The sequence below is a fragment of the Aliikangiella marina genome, from assembly GCF_007004765.1.
In the GTDB taxonomy this organism is placed as follows: Bacteria; Pseudomonadota; Gammaproteobacteria; order Enterobacterales; family Kangiellaceae; genus Aliikangiella; species Aliikangiella marina.
In genome coordinates this window covers 516,653-537,309 of sequence record NZ_VIKR01000004.1, presented here as the reverse complement: position 1 = coordinate 537,309, position 20,657 = coordinate 516,653, and the positions used below count along the sequence as shown (strand labels likewise).

Genomic DNA, 20,657 nt, shown 5'->3' with positions numbered 1-20,657 from the left:
TGTTTAGGGCCGAGCAAAGGATGACCAAACAACTGAAGTTTTTCAGAAATAGATGGAAATTGTTAGCCCTACTTGTTGGCAGTTTGAGCCTGCTGGTTATTGTTTACGAGATAATCAATCACGACCTTGTTGAGAGACAAAAACAGCAACAAATCCAAACAATTATCAAAAATACTCAATCATTATCGCAACTAAGAAAAGCCGTTTTAGTCGATGCGATCCTTTCTCCAGGTTATGAGCCAACTATTACTAACCATGATAAACCACTTGGTAGTCGCTTGCCTTTGTCCGATAAACTAACGGTATCACTATCCAATTTACTAGGGAACCGTGAGGGTATCCATGTCAATGTTTTGAGCAATTTAAATTTTACCAATAGTTTTAACCCTGCTATCAAAAATAGTGAGTTTCTGCAGTCCGCCTGGGAGCAATTTAATAGCTCACACAGTGCTAGAAAGGCTTCGGAATATCGACAAGAGTTAGTGGTTATTGGTAGTAAGGAAATACTTAAAGTTGCCATTCCAGATAAGCTTACCGCTGAGTGTGTAACATGCCATGTTTTAGCGACTAATCAAAATACACAAGGTTTAAGGATTGGTGATACCGTAGGGTTAATCGAAGCGAATATACCAATTGTAATTGAGTCAGAATCCAGTGTAACAAGATCGCTTGTTTTAACCTCCTATGGGTTCTTAGTTATAGCTTCCTTAGTTTTTTTTCTATTTATTCTCACGCAACGTTTAAGGAGTCTTTCCGGGCCTAAAAAACACGAAATTGCGCTGACACAAATCAAGCAGTCCAACCACGTGGAAGTTGTTAAGCAAGCAATTGCAGGAATTCAAGATGCAGCCGCCATTTTAGTTGAAGGTCAATGGTTAGCTTGCAACGAGGCGTTGCTAAAATTATTTGGCTCGCCGAGTCAAACTTTGTTATTTCAGCATCCGCCAGATGCGCTGATTAAACTGTTTAAAACTGACGGTTCTAAGACTCAATTGAGCTTTAATGGGCTTTACCGTGAGGCGTTGGAAACGAAACCGATAAGGCTAACCGCTGAAATTTCAAAACTTGACGGAGAGATAAGCGCCATTAACGTTTCTGTTGTAGTCATTAATATGGCAAACACAAACGTATTTCAAGTCATCTTTAGCGATCATGAGCGAGACGGAAGCGCCCAAGAAAACACAATTAATGATCAATTTGAGCGCTTTTTAGAAGGCCTTAAATCTTTTTCTGAGTCACTAGAAATAGGCGTCGGAATTGCAGACCTCAACGGTATCACTATTTATGAAAACGCTGCCTTAACGGAACTGACTAAAGGCGAAGCTGGCGATGATATATCGCATAAAGCCAACTTGCGCGATTATTATGCGCCATGGGCATTGCAGAAGATAGAACAAGAGGTGATGCCAGGGCTATTGGCCAACGGCGAATGGTCTGGTGATCTCGAGCTTCGATCAAGAACGGGCAAAGTTTACCAAACGAGAGAAAAATTTTTCTACCTGTACAAAAATGAAAAGCCTCACCTGATTGTCGATATTATTATTAATATCAGTGAGCATAAAAAACTACAGAAGGCACTGGCAGAAAGTCGGCGTTTAGCGAGTGCGGCAAGCCAGTCTAAAAATTTATTTCTTGCCAATATGTCCCATGAAATACGCACCCCTTTGAATGCGATTTTGGGCTATACCGATCTACTGCAAAGAGATAATTCGATGACAGAAGATAATTTATCAATCATCCGAACGGTTAGTCGCAGTGGAAAACACTTGCTTACCGTTATTGATGGTATTTTAGATATGTCTAATGTAAGGTCCGGTAAGCTTGCTTTGGCTGAGGTCGACTTTGATCTTCATTCGTTACTCCATGATATCGTCGCGACCTGTAAAGCCGATATTCATAGTGACGTGCTTGAACTGGCTCTACAGATTGATGACGAGGTATCTCAGTACGTTTACGGTGACCAAAGTAAGCTTCAGCAAGTGCTTGTCAATCTAATCGATAATGCGATTAAGTTTACGCAAGAAGGAAAGATTTTAGTCCAGGTAAGCCTCATCGAAGATTCATTAGAGAGTATTAAGTTGAAGTTTATCGTTAGCGACACGGGTAGTGGAATCAGTCAGCGGAATATAACGAAAATATTTAAACCTTTTAACCAGACGGCTGAGAGAGGTGTTCAAGAAGGGACCGGACTTGGGCTTGCCATTAGTAAGAAAATTATCGAGTTGATGGGAGGCGATATTAGTGTCGCGAGTGTGTTAGGTGAAGGGAGTGAATTTAAGGTAGAACTCCGGTTACTCAAATCGACAGCACAACACATACTGCAACAAGGAAAACCAACTGATATCATCGGTTTTCAGTCGGAGCAACCATTACCGAGTGTTTTATTAGTCGACGATGTCGCGATCAATAGAGATTTATTAAATCGAGTGCTCAAACCACTGGGTTTTCCTATTATTGAGGCAGGTAATGGTAGGCAAGCTGTTGAGGTTTTTAAGAGTCAGCGACCTGCTATCATATTAATGGACGTTGTTATGCCTGAAATGGATGGCATTGAGGCAACTAAAAAAATTCGCTCGCTATCCGGTGGTGACAAGGTACTCATTATCGCTGTTACCGCATCGGCTATGGATGAGGAAGTCAGCCAAATCATTGAAGTCGGTGCCAATCATGTTCAAAAAAAGCCGATTGATTTAAATGCGTTATTGAGACTCATTGCCACTCATCAGAAGTTGAAGATTATTTATCAACAACAAACAATAGAAGAGTCGCAATTTAGAAACGAAATACGATTATTAGAAGATAAATTTATATTGCTTCCTGATGAAATTCGGAGTGAAATGAAGAAGGCATTAAAGGTGGGCCAAGTAGCGCGCCTGAGAGAGCTGGTTATACCTTTACAGCAAGTCGATGTTGACGTGGCGAATGCCTTTGAGGTTATGATTGATAATTACCAGTTGAAAGAACTAAAATCTTTATATAATAAATACTAACTAATATCGAGCAAACAACAGCGTTTATAAATCCTAAAGTAGGGCGGTAAGATGGTAGAAGAGAAAGATAATTCGATAATTTTAGTTGCAGATGATAACCCGAACAATTTACAGGTTATGGAGTCGATGTTGAGCGAATTTGGTTTCGACATCCGTGTTGCAATGAATGGTGTGGAAGCATTGGCGAGTGTCAATGAAGACCCGCCTGATTTAGTTGTATTAGATATTCATATGCCTGAGATGGATGGTTATGAAACTTGTCAGCGTTTAAAGCAACAAGAAACCACAAGAGATATTCCGGTAATTTTCGCCTCGGCAATGAATGAAGAATTTAACAAAGTCAAAGGATTTGAAATTGGCGCGGTTGATTACGTAGCAAAGCCCATTAACATGGAAGAACTCCGTGCACGAGTTACCGTTCATTTGCAACTAGCAAAACAGCGAAAAACCTTGCAAACCCAAGCAAGAGAGCTCAAGGCTTTTAACGATACTATGTTGGAAAGAGAGATGAGAGTGATAGAGCTTAAAAAGGAAGTTAACAAGCTTTCGCGTGAACTTGGCCGAGCAGAACCTTATTCCCATGTCGATTAGGGCTAATTTACTTTAGGTTATGGCAAAGTATTCAAGTCGGGTCATTCGTCAGTCTCTAAACAGGGTTTTACTTGTCCTGCTTGTTTTTTTGCTTATTGCAGGAGGATACGCCTGGCATAGCCTTACAACCACCAGTGAGTATGATAAACGAGTAGCATTACGTTCGTTAACCTCGATAACTGAGGCGATAAATACTCGCGTAAATGATTATTGGGTGCCGCAAAAGTTACAGCGATTAAACCTTTGGTTAGTTCACCATCGGTTTCATGAGCTCTTTCAAGCGACCGACACTGTTATTGATCCCGAACAGGTCAATGAGTTGATTAAACAACTCGTCAAAGAGTTAAGCTACACAAACGCTTATATCATATCTAAAGACGGAACCGTCGTCTTCTCGACGAATCAAGAATCGGTCAATAAAAAGATAAACTTTTTTTTGGACTATCCAGAGAAAGTTTACCGGCTTGCGCAAGGTGACGATATTTTTGTGCCACCGGTCAAAAGTAGCCAAGGAAATATCTCATTTGGTGTCACCATCAAAACCGAGAAAAACACCGAGTCACTTAGGTTAGTGGTTCAGTCCGCGGAACTCACTGACTTCTATCAAGCCGTAAAAGCTCATTCTATTTTCGACTCATTGGATACCTTTTTATTTGATAAAAATGCAAGAATCATCACTCCCAGTAACTTTGTGTTTACTGGCAATAATAAAGTATTAAACACAGAGCTGAGAGTACCGTCAAAATCTCAACAGGGACAAACACCGCTCAACCAGATGGCACTCAAAGCAATGCGCAAGGGACAGGGAGTTATCGAGAATAGTTACCAGAGTTTTCGTGATACCAAAGTGGTTGGTGCTTGGCTTTGGAATGAATCACTCGGGATCGGTATTGCTGCGGAAATCGCGGAAAGTGAAATAAATCGATTTGCTTTGCCGGTTACATCAATGTTCACCATTCAATTTATTTTGATTGCATTACTTTGTACGGTAATCGGTATCATCGGAGTGAATATGTACAATGTTTCTCGAAGAACCATTGATACCGCAAGCAAAGAGTTAGGTTCGATGATTCAGTTTGCCTCAACCGCAATAATCACCTTTGCTGAGAATGGCCAAGTAAAGTCACTTAATCGTGCTGCAGAAAAAGTTTTTGCCTGTAGCGAAATCGACGCACGAGATAATGATATAAGTTTTTTTATGCCGACCATTGATACTCAAGATTTTAAACGATGGAAAAAATCAGTTAGCCGTAAAACGGTATTTACTTTTCCACAAATTAATGTCTTTGATATTAATAACCATGACTTCCCCGCGCATGTTTTAATCAGTCGCCATTCTATTGCCGAAGAAGCATTCTTTTCAGCGATGGTGACAAATTTGTCGAAAGTACATTTAATGGAAGACAAATTACTACAGCTGAAAGGAGCTGTGGAGCAAAGTGTGGCCTCGGTTCTAATAGCGGATACAAGCGGTTTTATTGAATATGCAAACCCGGCTTTTTGCGAATTGGCGCTGATAGAAAAGGCCAACTTAATCGGTAAAAATGTCAAAACTTTAGCGTTCGAAATTTCCTCAAAAAGTAATGATAAAGATTTATGGAAATCGGTAGTCAACGGCGAGCCCTGGGAAGGTGAAATTTGTCATGCTTCAGCCAGAGGACAGACTCGATGGCAATCCATTTTAGTGACACCCGTCAAAGATAGAAATGGGGAAGTAGGCCACTTTCTCGCAATTATGGATGACATCACTGAACGCAAGCGAGCGGAAGTTGCATTAATGAAAAGCCGAAAGCTTTTGGAAGATGCTGAGCGAATCGCCAAATTAGGCAGTTGGGAGTGGGATTTAGAAACGGATTTATATGTCTACTCGACAGAAATGTTTGAATTAATGGGAATGAAGACTCGCCGCAATCCGGTGACTTTTGAGCAAGTCATAAGCCGTGTCCATTCTGAAGATCGATTTTCGTTTCTCGATCAACGAAAAAAAGCATTATTTCAATATGAAAACTTTCAGGCCGAGTTTCGAATTATTATCGAAGGTCAGAATGATAGGGTATTAAGTGTTGATGCGGAAGTAGAAAGAAATGAGGACGGCGAGCCGATAAAAATGCTTGGAATTGCGCGAGATATCACCGACTTCAAGCAACAACAAAGAGAGCAAGAAAAGCAAAATATCGCGTTGGATAACTCTCGTCGAGCGGCGCTCAGCATTATGCAGGATGTAGAGCAACAAAAGAAAAAGGCAGAAAAAGCGGCGAGAGAATTAGAAGAATCGCAAAAGAAACTTGAGAAAGCACGGGTTGAAGCTGAAGCAGCGAGTGAAGCCAAGTCACGCTTTTTAGCCACAATGAGTCATGAAATTCGAACACCAATGAACGGCGTTGTGGGGATGCTCGATCTACTACAACAGTCGACATTAGATAAAGATCAGTCGCATTTAGCGATAGTCGCTAAAAATTCTGCGGTAGCGCTGCTACAGATCATTAATGATGTCTTGGATTTCTCAAAAGTAGAAGCGGGCAAAATGACCGTCGAATCCATTCCATTCCGATGGCGACCCATTATTGACAGCTCCGCGGAGTTGCTCGCCGAACAAGTGAGAGCAAAAGACGTTGAATTGATTTGCTTTGTTGAGCCTTCCGCTTCATTGTTGATGCTTGGGGATCCGGCAAGGTTGCGCCAGATCGTCTTAAATTTACTGGGTAATGCAATCAAATTTACGAGTAGCACAGCAGATAAAAAGGGACAAATTCAAGTGCTTGTTTCGTTGAATCCAGAAGATAGCGATTTTGTAAGATTAACCGTGTCAGATAATGGTATTGGCATGAGTGAACAACAAGTGACTAATTTGTTTAAGCCATTTACACAAGCTGACGATAGTACTCACCGAAAGTTTGGCGGAACCGGGCTTGGTCTATCTATTTGTTTAGCGCTGACTGAATTAATGCAGGGACGAATCAGTTGTAAAAGTAAACTTGGCGAGGGAACTAGCTTTTTCCTCGATATACCGATTTCGCGAGTTGAAGAAAGACGAGAATCCTCAAGGGAACTAAAATTAGATGATCTCAATCTACTGGTTATCGGCAAAAATAACAATAAACAGCGATACTTTGAAGTCGAGCTACAAGAAAATAATATTGAGTTTGAATCGGTTAACTTTGCTGTCAACACGTCAACGTTGATGCTTAAAAAGAAAATCGATTTAGTGGTTTTATTTGAATCGGCAATGCTTGTTAATCTTGATAAGCACTTAAAAATTTCGGACTTTAAGCACTCACAGTCTCAAAATATTTTAGTCATCAGTGATAATCAGCAAGAGCCTCATAGTCAACAGCCTAGTTTGAACCATCTAAATGAAGCCAAGCTGATATTTGCTGAGTCTAACCCCTATTCGGTTGACAACTTAATGAGAAAAATCGCGATAGTCAGTGGTCAGTTATTAGATACAGAAGAGCAGTCGAACGAACAAGAATTATCACCAGCTTCGCTACCATCAGTCGAAGAAGCAGAAAAAGACAAAACACTTGTTTTGATTGTCGAAGACAATATTAATAACCAAGAAGTATTGTCTCGCCAACTGAATTTATTCGGCTATGTCGCTTTGATTGCGGATAATGGACAAGCGGCCTTGAGCCTTATGAACCAGTATCAATTCGGGTTAATATTTACCGATTGTCATATGCCGATAATGGATGGGTTTGAATTTACACGAGAAGTACGTAAGCGACAGAACGCAACCGATGAACGCTCGATAATTATTGCTGTGACTGCGAACGCGATGCAAGGAGAAGCGGAGAACTGTATTGCTGCAGGCATGGATGATTTTGTCACCAAGCCGATTGAACTTCAACGAATGAAAAGTGTTTTGCAACGTTGGCTTCCAAAGCGCTCATTAACCGAGAACGTGAGTCTAAAAAGTTTTAATCCTAATAACTTAAACGCGAAAAAATCATCCTCTCAAAACTTAAATTCTCAAAACCTAACTTCTCAAAACAAAGAGTCTAGTGACTCTGCAGCGCTCAGTAATGAGGGGGATAAGAGTAAAAGCCGCGACGGTAAAGCTAATAACCAGGTTGCAGCGCCAAATGAGTCAGAGCTTGCTTCAGACTTGCGTCAATTACCGCCTGGGCCAATCGACTTTGAAAAACTCACGCTTTATCTTGGAGAAGAGCCTAGCCTTCATCAGCGTTTTATCAAAAGGTTTATCCAACAAAGTCAACCTGAAGTTGCGAAGCTAGGCCCCAGTTCACCTCTTTCTGATAGCGAAATTAGCGCGTTAGCGCATAAGCTAAAGTCTTCGGCAAAAGCTATAGGCGCGACTCAGTTAGGTGAACTCTGTGAGTCTTTAGAAAAATTTGCGAAGCTGGGGGAGGAAGAAAAAATTACCTCGCTGTCACAAGCGGTTATCGCGACATTAGAAGAGATTGTCGCTTATGTTGATGCTCACCTGAGTGAATAATTAATCACAATAAAACCCACTCCATCGCTTTTCTATATTCGGGAACGTCGCAAATATCATTAGCACTCGACGCATAATAGGACTTTTAATTGAGGGCTAATTATTCGAAAACTTTGAGTTGATTTCTGCCGGCTTCTTTTGCTTGGTAAAGCGCTTTGTCAGCATTTTTGATCAGCTGGTCTGTTGAATCGGTTGACTGTGCAAATGCGATACCAATGCTCGCAGTTATATGATCACTTGTTGTTGAGTATTCATGCGGAATTGCTAGTGTTTGTATGGCTTTTAGCAAACGTTTAGCGACAAACAGCGTACCTTCGCGGTTGACCTCTGGTAATAAAACCGCAAACTCTTCGCCGCCGTAGCGAGCACACATATCAAACGGTCTTAGTAATTTGGATTTTAACCGTTTCGCAACTTGTTGTAGGGTATCGTCGCCTTGGAGATGTCCGTAGTTATCATTGTAGGGTTTAAAGTGATCAACATCGATTAGCAAGAGCCCTAAGTCAGTTTTATTGCGTTGCGCTTGTCGCCAATACCTTTCGAGCGCGTCGTCAAAGCTTCGCCTGTTGGGGATTTGGGTTAAACCGTCGATACTGGCCAGCTGTTCTAATTGGGCGTTGGCTGCTGCGAGCTTATTCTTCATGTCCGAGATACGCCCCATCGCTCTGACGATAGACTGAAGAACATTGGTGTTCACTGGCTTGTTAACATAAGCGTCGCCACCAGCTTCCAGTCCTTCAATGACATATTCGTCACTACTCGAAGCGCTCAAATAGACCACTGGAAACCAGTCTTCTCTAACCTGGCGCATCTTTCGACAAGTTTCAAAGCCATCAATACCGGGTAAGCCGACATCGAGCACCACTAGGTCGATAGGGTGTTTTTGAAATAAATCTAAAGCTTCTTCGCCACTTTCAGCCGCAATCGTTTTAAAACCGATATTCTCGATAATATCGCAAGTGAGGGCTCTCATGGCAGGACTGTCTTCTACGACAAGCGTGGTAGTCATTTCAAATAGATTATTTAATACTTTACCTGAAAGTTTAGCAGGAGATTCAAATAGTTGCTGATAAATTAATGACTTATTCTATCCACGATAGTTTTGCAAACGAAAAGTGCTTAAGATAAGGTGTCAAGCGAATCGCATAAGCGAGCCTATTGAGTTTCGGAATTTGGGCATTTGTGGAATTGGGAGAGCCGCGGAACTGGGAGCGTTGTGGAATTGGGAGAAATTAAGCATCCCAATTTCACAATACACACTCAATCATGGCACTCATCACTTTAACGATAGTCGTTTTGGCGATAGAACCGATAATCGGGCCGATATTAAGGCCAGTATTCTGGGAAATGATTCAGGAAGTAATATCAGTATGTTTTCAAGCGTCAGGTTGATTGTCATGGTTTTGTTATTCGCAAGCTTCTCGGTATCGGCCGAGAGACTGAACGTCGCGGTGGCTTCGAATTTTCTACAGCCAATGAAGCAGATTGTCGCTGAGTATGAGCTTTCATCTGCTCATAAGGTTAATTTAATCACGGGCTCTTCGGGCAAACTCTTTGCGCAGATTGTTAATGGGGCTCCATTTGACTTGTTTTTCTCTGCCGATCAAGACAAAGTTGAACGCTTGCTCAAGATCGGCTTAGCTGATCCTAAACACCGTTATACCTATGCAATTGGTCGGTTGGTGGTTTGGTCCAGAAATTCAGCTGTTCACCCTGATAGCCACTATTTATCCAAAGGGAAATACAACAAACTGGCTATGGCAAATCCACAATTAGCACCCTATGGTGTGGCGGCCAGAGAATTTCTAGAGGAGCTTCAGCTCTATGACCGACTGAGCACACGTATCGTGATGGGAGAGAACATCAATCAAACTTTTCAATTTGTTTTTACACAGAATGCACAAATCGGTTTGGTTGCTTTAGCACAAGTAATTTCGCTTGAAGAAAATCTGCAGGGTGCCTATTGGGTTGTTCCGAGTGATTTGCATCAACCTATTGCCCAAGATGCAGTGGTACTCAACGGCAGCAACAAAAGAGCGGCTGCGAATGACTTTTTAAATTTTGTAAAGTCCACAACAGGCAAACACATTATTCGCTCGTTTGGGTACGAGCTTAGCGAGGTGATCGCTCATGTTAACTGAGTCAGACCTAGTCACCATATGGTTAACGGTTAAAATTGCATTCACTACAACCGTTCTTTTAATGGTCTTTGGCACGCCATTGGCTTGGTGGTTAGCACGTACTTCAAGCTGGTTGCGAGGACCTATAAATGCCATTGTCGCTATGCCGCTTATTCTTCCACCCAGTGTATTAGGATTTTACTTACTGGTAGCGATGGGGCCCAATGGACCGATCGGTGAATTAACCCAATGGCTGGGTATCGGGACTCTCGCATTTACTTTTTGGGGCTTGGTCATTGCCTCTATGCTTTATTCCTTGCCTTTTGTGGTGCAACCCATTCAAAACGCAATTGAAGCTATTGGTGATAAGCCATTAGAGGTAGCGGCAACCCTGGGAGCTTCTAAACTGGATACTTTCGTCAGTGTTGTCATGCCCCAAGCTAAGCGCGGCTTTATTACGGCATCAATTCTTGGGTTTGCTCATACGGTCGGTGAGTTCGGTGTCGTGTTAATGGTGGGCGGCAATATACCCGGTGAGACCAAGGTTGTATCTGTGCAAATTTATGATCATGTTGAGTCATTGAATTATCTTCAAGCGCACTGGCTATCAGGCATTATGCTGATATTTTCCTTTGTCGTGTTGGCAATCGTTTATTCGACTAACCGTAGTTCATTATCTCAATCAAAACCATTAGCTAAATCGAAAACAATAGCAAACTCGAAAACACTGGGATTCTAATATTGAGTGCATCTGAATTTAACGCGACCCAACTTGAAGCTAAAGTACAACTTGAATATGCCAGTTTTAAACTCGCGGTTGATTTTAAAGTACCCCTAAAAGGTGTGGTTGCAATATATGGCCCTTCGGGGTGTGGTAAAACCACGCTATTGCGATGTTTAGCAGGTTTGGAAAAAGCCTCTTATGGCGAAGTCACTATCGGTGATCAGGTCTGGCAAAACGATAAGATGTTTGTAAGACCTCATGAGCGTTCGGTGGGTTTTGTGTTTCAGGATGGTGGGCTTTTGGCGCATTTAACTGTCGCGGAAAATCTAAACTTTGGGCGCAAGCGAGCTGCACAAGCACTCGATGAAAAACAATGTCGCGATGTCATCAGTTTGTTAGGTCTTGAACCATTGTTGACTTCGAGGCCGGCGGAATTATCCGGTGGAGAAGCGCAGCGGGTTGCGATAGGACGAGCGCTCTTTCTAAACCCACAACTGCTTATAATGGATGAACCGCTCGCCTCCTTGGACTCTTTGAATAAAGACAAGATATTGTCCCACTTAGACCAATTAAAACAACAGGCCGATCAACCCATGATTTACGTGAGTCACAGTGCCAGTGAGATATCACGGTTAGCTGATTATGTGATTGTTATGGACCAGGGTGAAATTCAATACCACGGCACGATTGAGACTGTCGCGGCAAGGCAAGACTCGCCGTTTTATCAGGCGCAACAACCATTTTCTGTCCTTTTTGGCCAGGTTGTCGATCCTTGCAATCAGTTTAAGCTTTCGGTGATAGATGTGGATGGGGATCAATTTATGGTGCCTGATTTAGCGCTTGAACAAGGACGAACCGCAAGGCTTCACATTGATGCGAAAGATGTCAGTCTGGCTTTATCTCGGTCGCAAGACTCAAGCATCCTCAATATTTTCAAGGCGTCGGTTGTCACCATAGAGCAACTTGCTCACTGTGGTCATTGTTTAGTCAAATTAAGCCTCGCCCAGTCCGAACTATTAGCATTGATCTCTCAATATTCCTGCGAGCAGTTAAGTTTAGCCCCTGGTTCTGTGGTTTTTGCGCAAATTAAGGCTGTCTCAATTCTAAAATAGTTTAGCTACCTATTTGTTTTACAATGGAAATTTAGGATTTATCGACTATGCTTTGGTTATGAATTTTAGTTGATAAATTATGCCATTCTGAATGAATTTGCAAAGCTGGCTATTCGATAAAACAAAGCAGCAGACCCCGTGTTATGCCATCTTTCGGCGGCTTCAATCGTTGCTCATCTTGCTCTGGTTGTCATTGATCGCCTCTTCCGAGCTAGGCGCTCAAACGTCTGCTCTCGAGATAGAACAACAAACCGGTCAGTCAAGCGAGCGATCGACGCAACAACTCACGCCACAGTCCAAACAATCCAATACTGCAGACAAGTCATTGCAAAAAGTAACACTGCAATTGAAATGGTTTCATCGGTTTCAGTTTGCTGGGTACTATGCGGCCAAGCAACAGGGGTATTTTGAAGATGAAGGTCTGGATGTCGAAATCAAGCTCCAGCGGCTCGATATATCTGCAGTCGACGGTGTGCTTCAAGGTGAGGCTGACTATGGGGTTTCGGATGCTTCGTTGCTGTTAGAGCGGAGTAAGGGAAAGCCCGTTGTATTGCTTAAGCAAGTCTTTCAGCATTCGCCTTTAGTTTTGATAGCACAACGAGAGTTAGCGAACGAATTGCCAGGGAGTTTACGCGGTAAAAAGCTAATGATTGAGCCGAGTAATAGTGATCACGCTCCGGTGCTCAGTATGTTAGAAGAGTCTTTAGGTGGACTGTCAACCGTTGAGGTTGTGCCTTACGACTTTAAAACGGATCAATTTATCAACCGAGAGATCGATGCTTTTGTCGGTCACATCACCACTTTTCCATCGCAATTAAAGTCTAAAGGGGTTGAGCACGCCGTTGTCAACCCAAGACATTATGGCATTGACTTTTATGGTGATAATTTATTCACCTCTGAGTCGGAAGTTCAGGAGAACCCGCAACGGGTTGAGGCGATGATTAGAGCGTCAATTAAAGGGTGGCAATATGCCCTCGATAATCCCGCCGAAATTATTCAACTCATCTTGCAAAAGTATGACAGCCAGCTTGCTTTTCCACAACTGTCTCATGAGGCAAGACTGACTGCTTCGCTCATATCCGCGGATGAAATTCCGCTGGGTACCACAGTGATGAAGCGATATCGAGAAATCGCCGATGCTTATCGCAAAAGTGGTTTTACTTACAGTGATTTGGACTGGTCAGGCTTTATTTACAGCTTGAAGCATTCGGTACCTAACCGAGAGAGAAACTTATCAGAAAGCATCCCGCTGCTAGCCGAAGAAAGGAAGTGGCTCGAGCAGCACCCAGTTATTCGGGTCATGAGTGAGCCTGATTATGCGCCATTTGATTTCATTGAAAACAATGTGTCGCAGGGGTATTCGATCGATTATGTAAAGCTCATCGCAGAAAAGCTTGGTATTCAAATTGAGTTTGTCCAAGGCAGTTTTTCTGAGTTACTTGAAAAGTTAAAGAATAAAGAAATCGATTTGGCGCATAGTTTATTTAACGTTCCTAAAGAGCGCGAGCAATTTTTACATTTTACCCGCGGCTATAAAGATTCAGTCAACTCTATTGTGACTCGCAAAGGCGAGGAAGTTTCTGACGGACTGGAAAGTATGCGAGGAAAAACGATTGCCGCGGTTCCCGGAGATGCGGCATATGGTTTAGTTACCGCTCAATACTCAGATATTACGCTCCTTCCGGTAAACGATTATGAGCAAGCATTGTTCGCCGTGGCTTTCGGTCGCGCAGATGGTGTGATTCTCGAGTTACCGGTCGCACACTACCTTATTCAAAAATTGCTATTAAACAACTTGAGTCATGCGTCGCCTTTCATTCGTCCGGAAGGAACGGATTATTCTTATCGCCTTGCTGTGAGAAAAGATTGGCCAGAATTCGTACCTATTTTAGAAAAAGCGATGGCGAGTATCAGCAAGGAAGAAATCAAAAGGCTTGATGCCCGCTGGTTGGATGCAACCGAGAGTTACTCATTAGAATTAAAAAATAGTATTGACGATAAACAGCAACTGTTCGCAAGAGATGAATTGATTGCCATCGGCTTGGTATTTTTTATTGGTGTTGTTGTCGCCATTTTCTTATTTCGGTTTTTTACTGCGCCAGCAAAACAGACAGGCAACTTTCAATTTTCTTCAGCTTTAGGTAAACGAGTTGCAATCGCGACAAACTGTTTATTGATTTTACTCGCTTTTGGTTTGGGAGGCTGGGCACTCAATAATATTAAGCTTCAAGTTAAATCGGACACAGCAGAGTCGCTGCAGACCGTTCTTTTGACTACCCATGAAGCGATGAATATCTGGGTAGAAGATCAACAGCAAAAAATCACTGAGCTAGCAGCTAATCAACAGTTGCGGTGGTTAGTTGAGGAGCAAGTCGAGTCTTATCAATCAACAGGTCAGGTTGATCGGGGACAATCACTCCAAGGTATCCGTAATGTCTTTAAGGACTTTACGTTGCGGCATGAATATGCAGGTTTTTTTGTCATTGCAGATGATGGTGTCAGTATTGCTTCAATGAGAGATGAAAACATTGGAAGCGTAAATTTAATTCATCAGCACCGTCCAGAATTATTAGCGCGCGCTTTCGAAGGTCAAGCGGTTTTTGTGCCACCAATGGTTTCTGATGTCGCGATTCCGGGCTCCGCTAATATCGCTGCGAGCGACAAGCCGCCGACGATGTTTTTTATTGCGCCGATTTACAATGCAAACGATGATGTGATCGCGGTACTCGCTCAGCGGCAAAATCCGCATTACGACTTCACTCGGATTAATCAGTTGGGTCGAATGGGCAATAGTGGTGAAACCTACGCTTTTGATTATCAAGGCCGCCTGTTAAGTGATAGTCGTTTTGTCCATGAATTGGTGGCACTGGGTTTATTAGCGCCGGATGAGCAAAGTATTTTATCCATAAGAGTCAGTGACCCAGGACCAGATAGTTACTCGGATAATCCGCTTGCCCTCAATCAAGAGAGTCCCCTCACTTACATGGCTGAGAGTGCTGTTCGGGGTGAGTCTGGATTTAGCACTCGCGGCTATCGCGATTACCGCGGTGTTAAAGTTTACGGAGCATGGTTATGGGACGAAAATCTCGGTTTCGGTTTGACCACTGAAATTGATGAAGAAGAAGCGCTATCTGCTTATTACAGCGCGCGATTAACCTTAGTTACTATTTTAGGCATTACGGTGGCGGTCTCCATTATTTTAACGTTACTTCTTTTGGCGATGAGCAACCGTGCCAATCAAAGTTTGATTGCAGCAAGAGATCAATTAGAAGAGCGAGTAAAGCAACGAACGCTGGATTTAGCGAAGAGTGAACAACGGCTCCAATTAGTGATTGATAATGTGCCTGCCGTTATCTTTTTTAAAGACCCCCAAGGCAAATATTTGTTGGTTAATCGAGCCTGGGAAAAAGTGACTGATGTGCCTGCCGTAACCGCCATTGGTCGAACTGATGAGCGACTGTTTGGCGAGCTGGATTCAAGCGTCTTTAAACCGACTCATTTGGAGTCACTCGAATCAAAAATGCGAGTTCAAGAAGAAGAAGTTGTACAGGATGCGAGTGGCGAAAAGCGGGATTTTTTGATTACTAAAGTACCTGTGACCGATGAAAGTGACCAAGTAGCCGGGTTGCTGGGCGTCGGCTTGGATATTTCTAATCGCAAGCGCGCGGAAATAGAGCTTAAGAAAGAAAAGCAAAAAGCTGAAAAAGCATTAGAAGATCTTGCTATCAGTGAAGAGCGATTTGAATTAGCTTTGCGAGGGTCAAATGATGGTCTTTGGGATTGGGATTACAAAACCGGTGAAACTTTTTATTCGGCACGATGGCGCGGGATGCTCGGTTATCCGGAAGAAGATCTTTACAGCAATATTGAGCTTTGGGGCGAACTTTGTCATCCCGATGATGCCGAGAAAACTTTTGAGTACATTCAAGCCTGTGTCGATGGAAAGCAAGAAGAATTCAGTCTTGAGTTTAGAATGCGGCATCAGGATGGTCGTTGGGTGCCGGTATTGTCGTGTGCTTATGTTGCTCGCGATCAAGAAACCGGAGAGGTTATCCGGTTTGTCGGTACACATACCGACCTCACTCAACAGAAAGCCGCAGAAAAAGCCATCCTAGATGCTAAACATGATACCGAAAAGGTCCTTAATCGATTATCAATTCAGGAGTATCGTTATCGGACTTTAGTTAATCATATTCCTGGGGCCGTATTCCGCTGTCAGCTTGATGAAGATTGGACAATGGAATACATGTCGGACTACATCGAATCAATCTGCGGTTATCCATCGACCGACTTTATTCTTAATAAGGTAAGGAGCTTTACCAGCATTATTCATCCTCAAGATATTCTTTGGGCGGATGATGCGATTAATGATTCGATTAAGAAAACTGGCACCTTTAAAACGCAATTTAGAATTATCGATAACCAGGAACAGACTCACTGGGTATTAACCCAAGGACAAATAATTAAAAATGAAGAAGGTGAAGTTGATTACATTGATGGATTCATCATGGATATCACTGAACAAAAGATTGCCGAAATTGAACGTCGTGAAACAGAATCTAGGTTACAGATGGTGGTCGATAACGTTCCAGCTATTGTGTGTCTCAAAAACAGAGAAGGTCAATATCAATTAATTAATGAGGCTTTCGAGACTCACACCGGATTGTCAGCAACAGAGGTTATTGGTCGCACTGATGCTGAAGTTTTTCCCGAAAATACTGCCTTGCCATTTATGCAGTCTGATGAAGAAGTGATGGATTCGGGGCAGGGGGTTCAGTTAGAGGAACAAGCGCCTCATCCTGATGGCACCCTGCATGACTATTGGGCGAGCAAGATTCCTATCACCAATGATCTCGATCGCGTTTCTGGCATTCTCGGGGTTTCTTTAGATATTACTGAAAGAAAGAAAATGGAAAAACAGCTTCTAGCTGCGAAAGATGCCGCGGTTGAAGCGAGCCGTATTAAGAGTGAGTTTTTGGCGAGTATGAGCCACGAAATTAGGACTCCAATGAATGGCGTCTTAGGAATGCTTGGACTGTTACTTAACAGTCAACTGACTTCAGACCAGAGAATGAAACTGAATATTGCGCAAAATAGTGCACAGTCTTTATTATCAATTCTCAATGACATTTTGGATTTCTCAAAAGTAGAAGCCGGTAAACTCGAACTCGAAAATATTGATTTCGATCTGGTCCAGCTTATTAGCGAAATTACCCACTCGATGGGCGTCAAAGCCAGGGAGCGAGGGATTCAGCTGATTATCGATTCCACTGAAATTGCTCATTCAATGGTGAAAGGTGATCCTGGAAGATTGCGCCAGATTCTGAATAACCTCGTTGGTAATGCCATTAAGTTTACCCACCAAGGTGAAATAGTTATTCGTGCCAAACTAGAGAGTGAAAATAGTCATTTAAGACTTTATTGCCAAGTCGAGGATACCGGCATTGGGATCCCGGAAGAAAAAATTGATTCGCTTTTTGAACAATTCACACAGGTCGATGCCTCGACAACAAGACACTATGGAGGAACCGGGCTGGGCTTAGCAATATGTAAGCAATTAAGTGAAATTATGGGGGGCGGAATTCACGTAAAAAGTGAGCTTGGAAAAGGGTCTTGTTTTGATTTTAATATCCGGCTTGAATCGAGCAAATCCTCGAGTCCGTTAGCACCAAAAATCGACATTAGTCCATTTCATATCCTTATCCTTGATGATAACCAAACGAGTCGCGAAGTCTTTTTTAAGAACTTAAAATACTGGGGCGGGGCAGTAACCTCTGCTTCATCGAGTGAAGATGCACTTGCGCTTTGCGAAGCGTCAAACGGTGAAGTCTTTGATTTGATAATTGTTGATCTTCAGGACTCCCTTTACGCGCGCGCTTTTTGTCAAGACTTTAAAGAAGAGTTTCCTCACTCGAAAATCAAACTACTCTTGATGACAGAACTTCAAGATCAAGAGAAAGAGTTGGATAGTGAACAGATTGGTATATCCGGTTTTATCACCAAACCATTTACCTCTTTTGAACTACTGGAAACAGTAAGCGAGGTACTAAACGACACGCCTAGTGAAAAGGCGACTAACCAAACTTGCGATGATAAGTTGGATGAGCCAGAAGAAGTTTATCAGTGGCCGGCCGATTTTAAAATTTTATTGGTTGATGACAATGAAGTTAATCGTATCGTGGCTAAGGAAATGTTGCAGCAAAATGGACTCGGTTGTGAGGTGGCGGTTAATGGTCGAGATGCTATCGACCGACTCATTGAGTCCCCAACGGACAACCCATTTAAACTTGTCTTGATGGATTGCCAAATGCCGGTTCTCGATGGTTACCATGCGACCGCGAGAGTTCGCGGTGGTGAAGCGGGTGAGCGGTATCACGACGTGCCCATTCTTGCGATGACTGCCCACACAATGCAAGGCGACAAGGAGAAATGTTTTGCATTTGGAATGTATGATTATATCCCTAAGCCAGTTGAAGAGTCCTTTTTTATCAAAACACTGAGAAAGTGGGCGAAGAAAATCGCGAAGCGTAAAATTTCGCGCGGAGTTTCAGCGGAAGCGTTAGTGAGTACTGAAGAAAGCAACCTGATCGACTTGCAAAAGACTGAAGCCAATAAAAGTGAAACTGAACCCAAACAGTCGTCTCCCAGAAAACCGTCATTGGACAAACTCACGCTACCAGAGCAGTTGGTGACGATAGATTTTGCGAAGAAAAAACCAAGTATCGCTAATTTACCCAAAGCATATTTGCGAGCGCTATCGGTGTTTGTTTCTCAGCTAGATGGCGCGATTGTTGAGCTACAAGAAGCGATCGAATCCTCAGATATTGACTTCATCAAACGTGTTGCACATTCTCAAAAAGGAACTTGTGGTAGCTTGGGAATGGATACGGTTTACGAGATCGCTTTAGCAATAGAATCTGATATTGCTAACACCGGCAAAGTGAATCCGGAAAAATTGGAGAAGTTAAAAACGCTGCTGGGTTACGCTAAAAAAGATGCTAACGCAATCCTTAAAAGTAATGATTCCTTGTTGTCCGTCGAAAAAGGACGCGACTTTAATTTAGTGAAGCAGGAAATTGTTGCTTTGCTTTCTAATAGCGAGCTTATACCGGTCGAGCTTATCGCTGAATTTAAGGCCAGTGGAAAGGATCATTTTGACAACGCAACCTTGAAGAAATTGGTGGAGCAGCTTGAAACGTTTGATTACGACCAGGTACTAGAAACGCTTCAAGCTTAAGCGAATGAAAAAGAGTACAAGTTACTTTTTATTCGAATTGCGGCCAGTTAATCGCTGAGTCATTTTGGGGTAGGCGCTGTTTTCAGCCAGCCAGATAGCAGAAAAAGAAGTGCTAAAGTTTGGATCAGAAACCGTGCCGATGAACTCACCATTGAAATAAAAGTGGCAGTTGCCTAATTTATCAATGTGGAAACTAATGTTGTCGTCCTTTCTCACATCGGGCCAAAGACCAGTGAGTTGCTCAACCCATGCTTTTCGTTGCTTTTCATCAATCTTAAAGCGTTCCCATTGTGAGTCGGTTTCGTCGATCAAATCGGCACTGTCGATATCGCGATTGTAGGTAATCGACAACAGCAGCGGTAATTCCTCAGTTTGATAGCGGCCAGATTCAGTAAATAGTTGGGCATCGTAGATGTCCCACCACCAAACGCTCAGGTTTGACTCTCCAACAAGCTTCAAGTCCTTTGGCATTTCCGCACTCGCAGTCGCATGCGAGGAGAAAGTTACTGAGTAACCGACCAATAGCGCTAAGCTAGACCATTTAAGAATGACTGTTAATATCGAGTTTTGACTATTCATAAGGCATTAGAAAATGTATTGGGTTTGTATACCTTTACGCACTTTTTATACGAACAGATCGGTTTTAGTCGAGGATGATTAGAGCTTTAAAAGCTGCTCCGCGACCCAATTGGGAGCGTCTTGCGGCAAATCGTGTCCAGCTGTTTCGTGAAAACTGGACGAGGCGTCATAGTAATCAATCAGCTTTTGGCTGCATCGAGGGTGGACTAGCCTATCAGCTTTAGAGTTAAGTATATGAATTGGCGGAAGTTTACTTGGCAATGGCGGCGCTAATCTTGAAGCTGCGATAACTTGGCGCAGTTTATTGGTGAATGAAACAGGGTGTTTTTCCTGTATTTGAACCCACTGCCGGATAATCGACTCATCGACCGGACGAGTATTACATGTGAGCTGGAAAATGGCGTTTTCGCGAGTCCGTTGACTAGTGCCTAACAGCGCTTTCGGGAATCGAATGACGTGTTGTAATTGAAGTCTATGATAAAAAGGACTGAGACGGCTGCTCGAGTTGATCAGGACGACGCGACTAAATTTTTCGGGACATTGTTCAGCCCATTTAAGGGCGATCATACCACCAAAAGACAGGCCGACTAAAATAGCTGGACTATCAAAACCTGAGAGCTGTCGTTCTATTGCCGGAATATAATGGTCAATATTAACGGGACTTTTTTGTTGATAAAGCACACCGGCGCCAGGCAAGTCGGGAGTTTCTATAAGCACTTTGGCGCTTGTCGATTGTAATTGTGCGAGAAGTGGATTCCAATGTAATTGATCTCGCCCGAGTCCTCTTAATAAGATAATCCTTTGCAATGCATTTGTCCTTGGTTAACCAATCTTAATTCGATGTC

10 protein-coding genes are annotated in these 20,657 nt (G+C 42.8%); 7 read left to right on the top strand and 3 right to left on the bottom strand.

Annotated features, from left to right (window positions below):
• Positions 1-20 precede the first annotated feature (20 nt).
• From FLL45_RS17165 to FLL45_RS17155, 3 genes are read left to right on the top strand one after another with little or no spacing between them, the layout of a single operon-like run.
• Positions 21-2,990: an ATP-binding protein gene (locus FLL45_RS17165; protein ID WP_142943309.1), complete on the top strand. Its 2,970-nt coding sequence runs from the start codon at positions 21-23 to the stop codon at positions 2,988-2,990.
• Between the two features lie 51 nt (positions 2,991-3,041).
• Entirely contained in the window at positions 3,042-3,581 is a 540-nt protein-coding gene (locus FLL45_RS17160; RefSeq protein WP_142943308.1) for a response regulator, read from the top strand.
• A gap of 19 nt (positions 3,582-3,600) precedes the next feature.
• A complete protein-coding gene (locus FLL45_RS17155; protein ID WP_142943307.1) occupies positions 3,601-8,040 on the top strand; it encodes a hybrid sensor histidine kinase/response regulator in 4,440 nt (1,479 codons plus the stop codon).
• Between the two features lie 100 nt (positions 8,041-8,140).
• Here FLL45_RS17155 and FLL45_RS17150 read toward each other — a convergent pair whose 3' ends face one another.
• The gene (locus FLL45_RS17150) at positions 8,141-9,049 is read right to left on the bottom strand and encodes a GGDEF domain-containing response regulator (RefSeq protein WP_142943306.1); all 909 of its coding nucleotides are present in this window, start codon (positions 9,047-9,049) and stop codon (positions 8,141-8,143) included.
• 163 nt (positions 9,050-9,212) lie between these two features.
• Between FLL45_RS17150 and modA the strand changes: the two genes are divergently transcribed.
• From modA to FLL45_RS17130, 4 genes are all read left to right on the top strand, one after another.
• Positions 9,213-10,181 carry a molybdate ABC transporter substrate-binding protein gene (gene modA / locus FLL45_RS17145; RefSeq protein ID WP_142943305.1) on the top strand — a complete coding sequence of 323 codons (969 nt, stop codon included), beginning with the start codon at positions 9,213-9,215 and terminating at the stop codon, positions 10,179-10,181.
• Positions 10,171-10,899 (top strand): molybdate ABC transporter permease subunit, encoded by a 729-nt coding sequence (modB, locus tag FLL45_RS17140; protein WP_142943304.1) that lies wholly within the window; start codon positions 10,171-10,173, stop codon positions 10,897-10,899. The genes modA and modB overlap by 11 nt, the downstream gene beginning before the upstream one ends.
• 2 nt (positions 10,900-10,901) lie before the next feature.
• Positions 10,902-11,996, top strand: coding sequence for a molybdenum ABC transporter ATP-binding protein (gene modC / locus FLL45_RS17135; RefSeq protein ID WP_185964519.1), 1,095 nt, complete (start codon positions 10,902-10,904; stop codon positions 11,994-11,996).
• A 91-nt stretch (positions 11,997-12,087) separates the two neighbouring features.
• Complete coding sequence (locus FLL45_RS17130; protein ID WP_142943302.1) at positions 12,088-19,233, top strand: PAS domain S-box protein; 7,146 nt, start codon at positions 12,088-12,090, stop codon at positions 19,231-19,233.
• Positions 19,234-19,254: 21 nt separating this feature from the next.
• Here FLL45_RS17130 and FLL45_RS17125 read toward each other — a convergent pair whose 3' ends face one another.
• Together FLL45_RS17125 and FLL45_RS17120 are read right to left on the bottom strand one after the other, a co-directional pair.
• Positions 19,255-19,812: a chalcone isomerase family protein gene (locus FLL45_RS17125; RefSeq protein ID WP_142943301.1), complete on the bottom strand. Its 558-nt coding sequence runs from the start codon at positions 19,810-19,812 to the stop codon at positions 19,255-19,257.
• 78 nt (positions 19,813-19,890) lie between these two features.
• The gene (locus FLL45_RS17120) at positions 19,891-20,619 is read right to left on the bottom strand and encodes an alpha/beta fold hydrolase (RefSeq protein WP_142943300.1); all 729 of its coding nucleotides are present in this window, start codon (positions 20,617-20,619) and stop codon (positions 19,891-19,893) included.
• Positions 20,620-20,657 lie beyond the last annotated feature (38 nt).

Bases quoted from the DNA above. Each gene is read 5' to 3' on its own strand.
- FLL45_RS17125 (WP_142943301.1), bottom strand. From the start codon at position 19,812: ATGAATAGTCAAAACTCGATATTAACAGTCATTCTTAAATGGTCTAGC.
- FLL45_RS17155 (WP_142943307.1), top strand. From the start codon at position 3,601: ATGGCAAAGTATTCAAGTCGGGTCATTCGTCAGTCTCTAAACAGGGTT.
- FLL45_RS17165 (WP_142943309.1), top strand. From the start codon at position 21: ATGACCAAACAACTGAAGTTTTTCAGAAATAGATGGAAATTGTTAGCC.
- FLL45_RS17130 (WP_142943302.1), top strand. From the start codon at position 12,088: ATGAATTTGCAAAGCTGGCTATTCGATAAAACAAAGCAGCAGACCCCG.
- modB (WP_142943304.1), top strand. From the start codon at position 10,171: ATGTTAACTGAGTCAGACCTAGTCACCATATGGTTAACGGTTAAAATT.
- FLL45_RS17160 (WP_142943308.1), top strand. From the start codon at position 3,042: ATGGTAGAAGAGAAAGATAATTCGATAATTTTAGTTGCAGATGATAAC.
- FLL45_RS17150 (WP_142943306.1), bottom strand. From the start codon at position 9,049: ATGACTACCACGCTTGTCGTAGAAGACAGTCCTGCCATGAGAGCCCTC.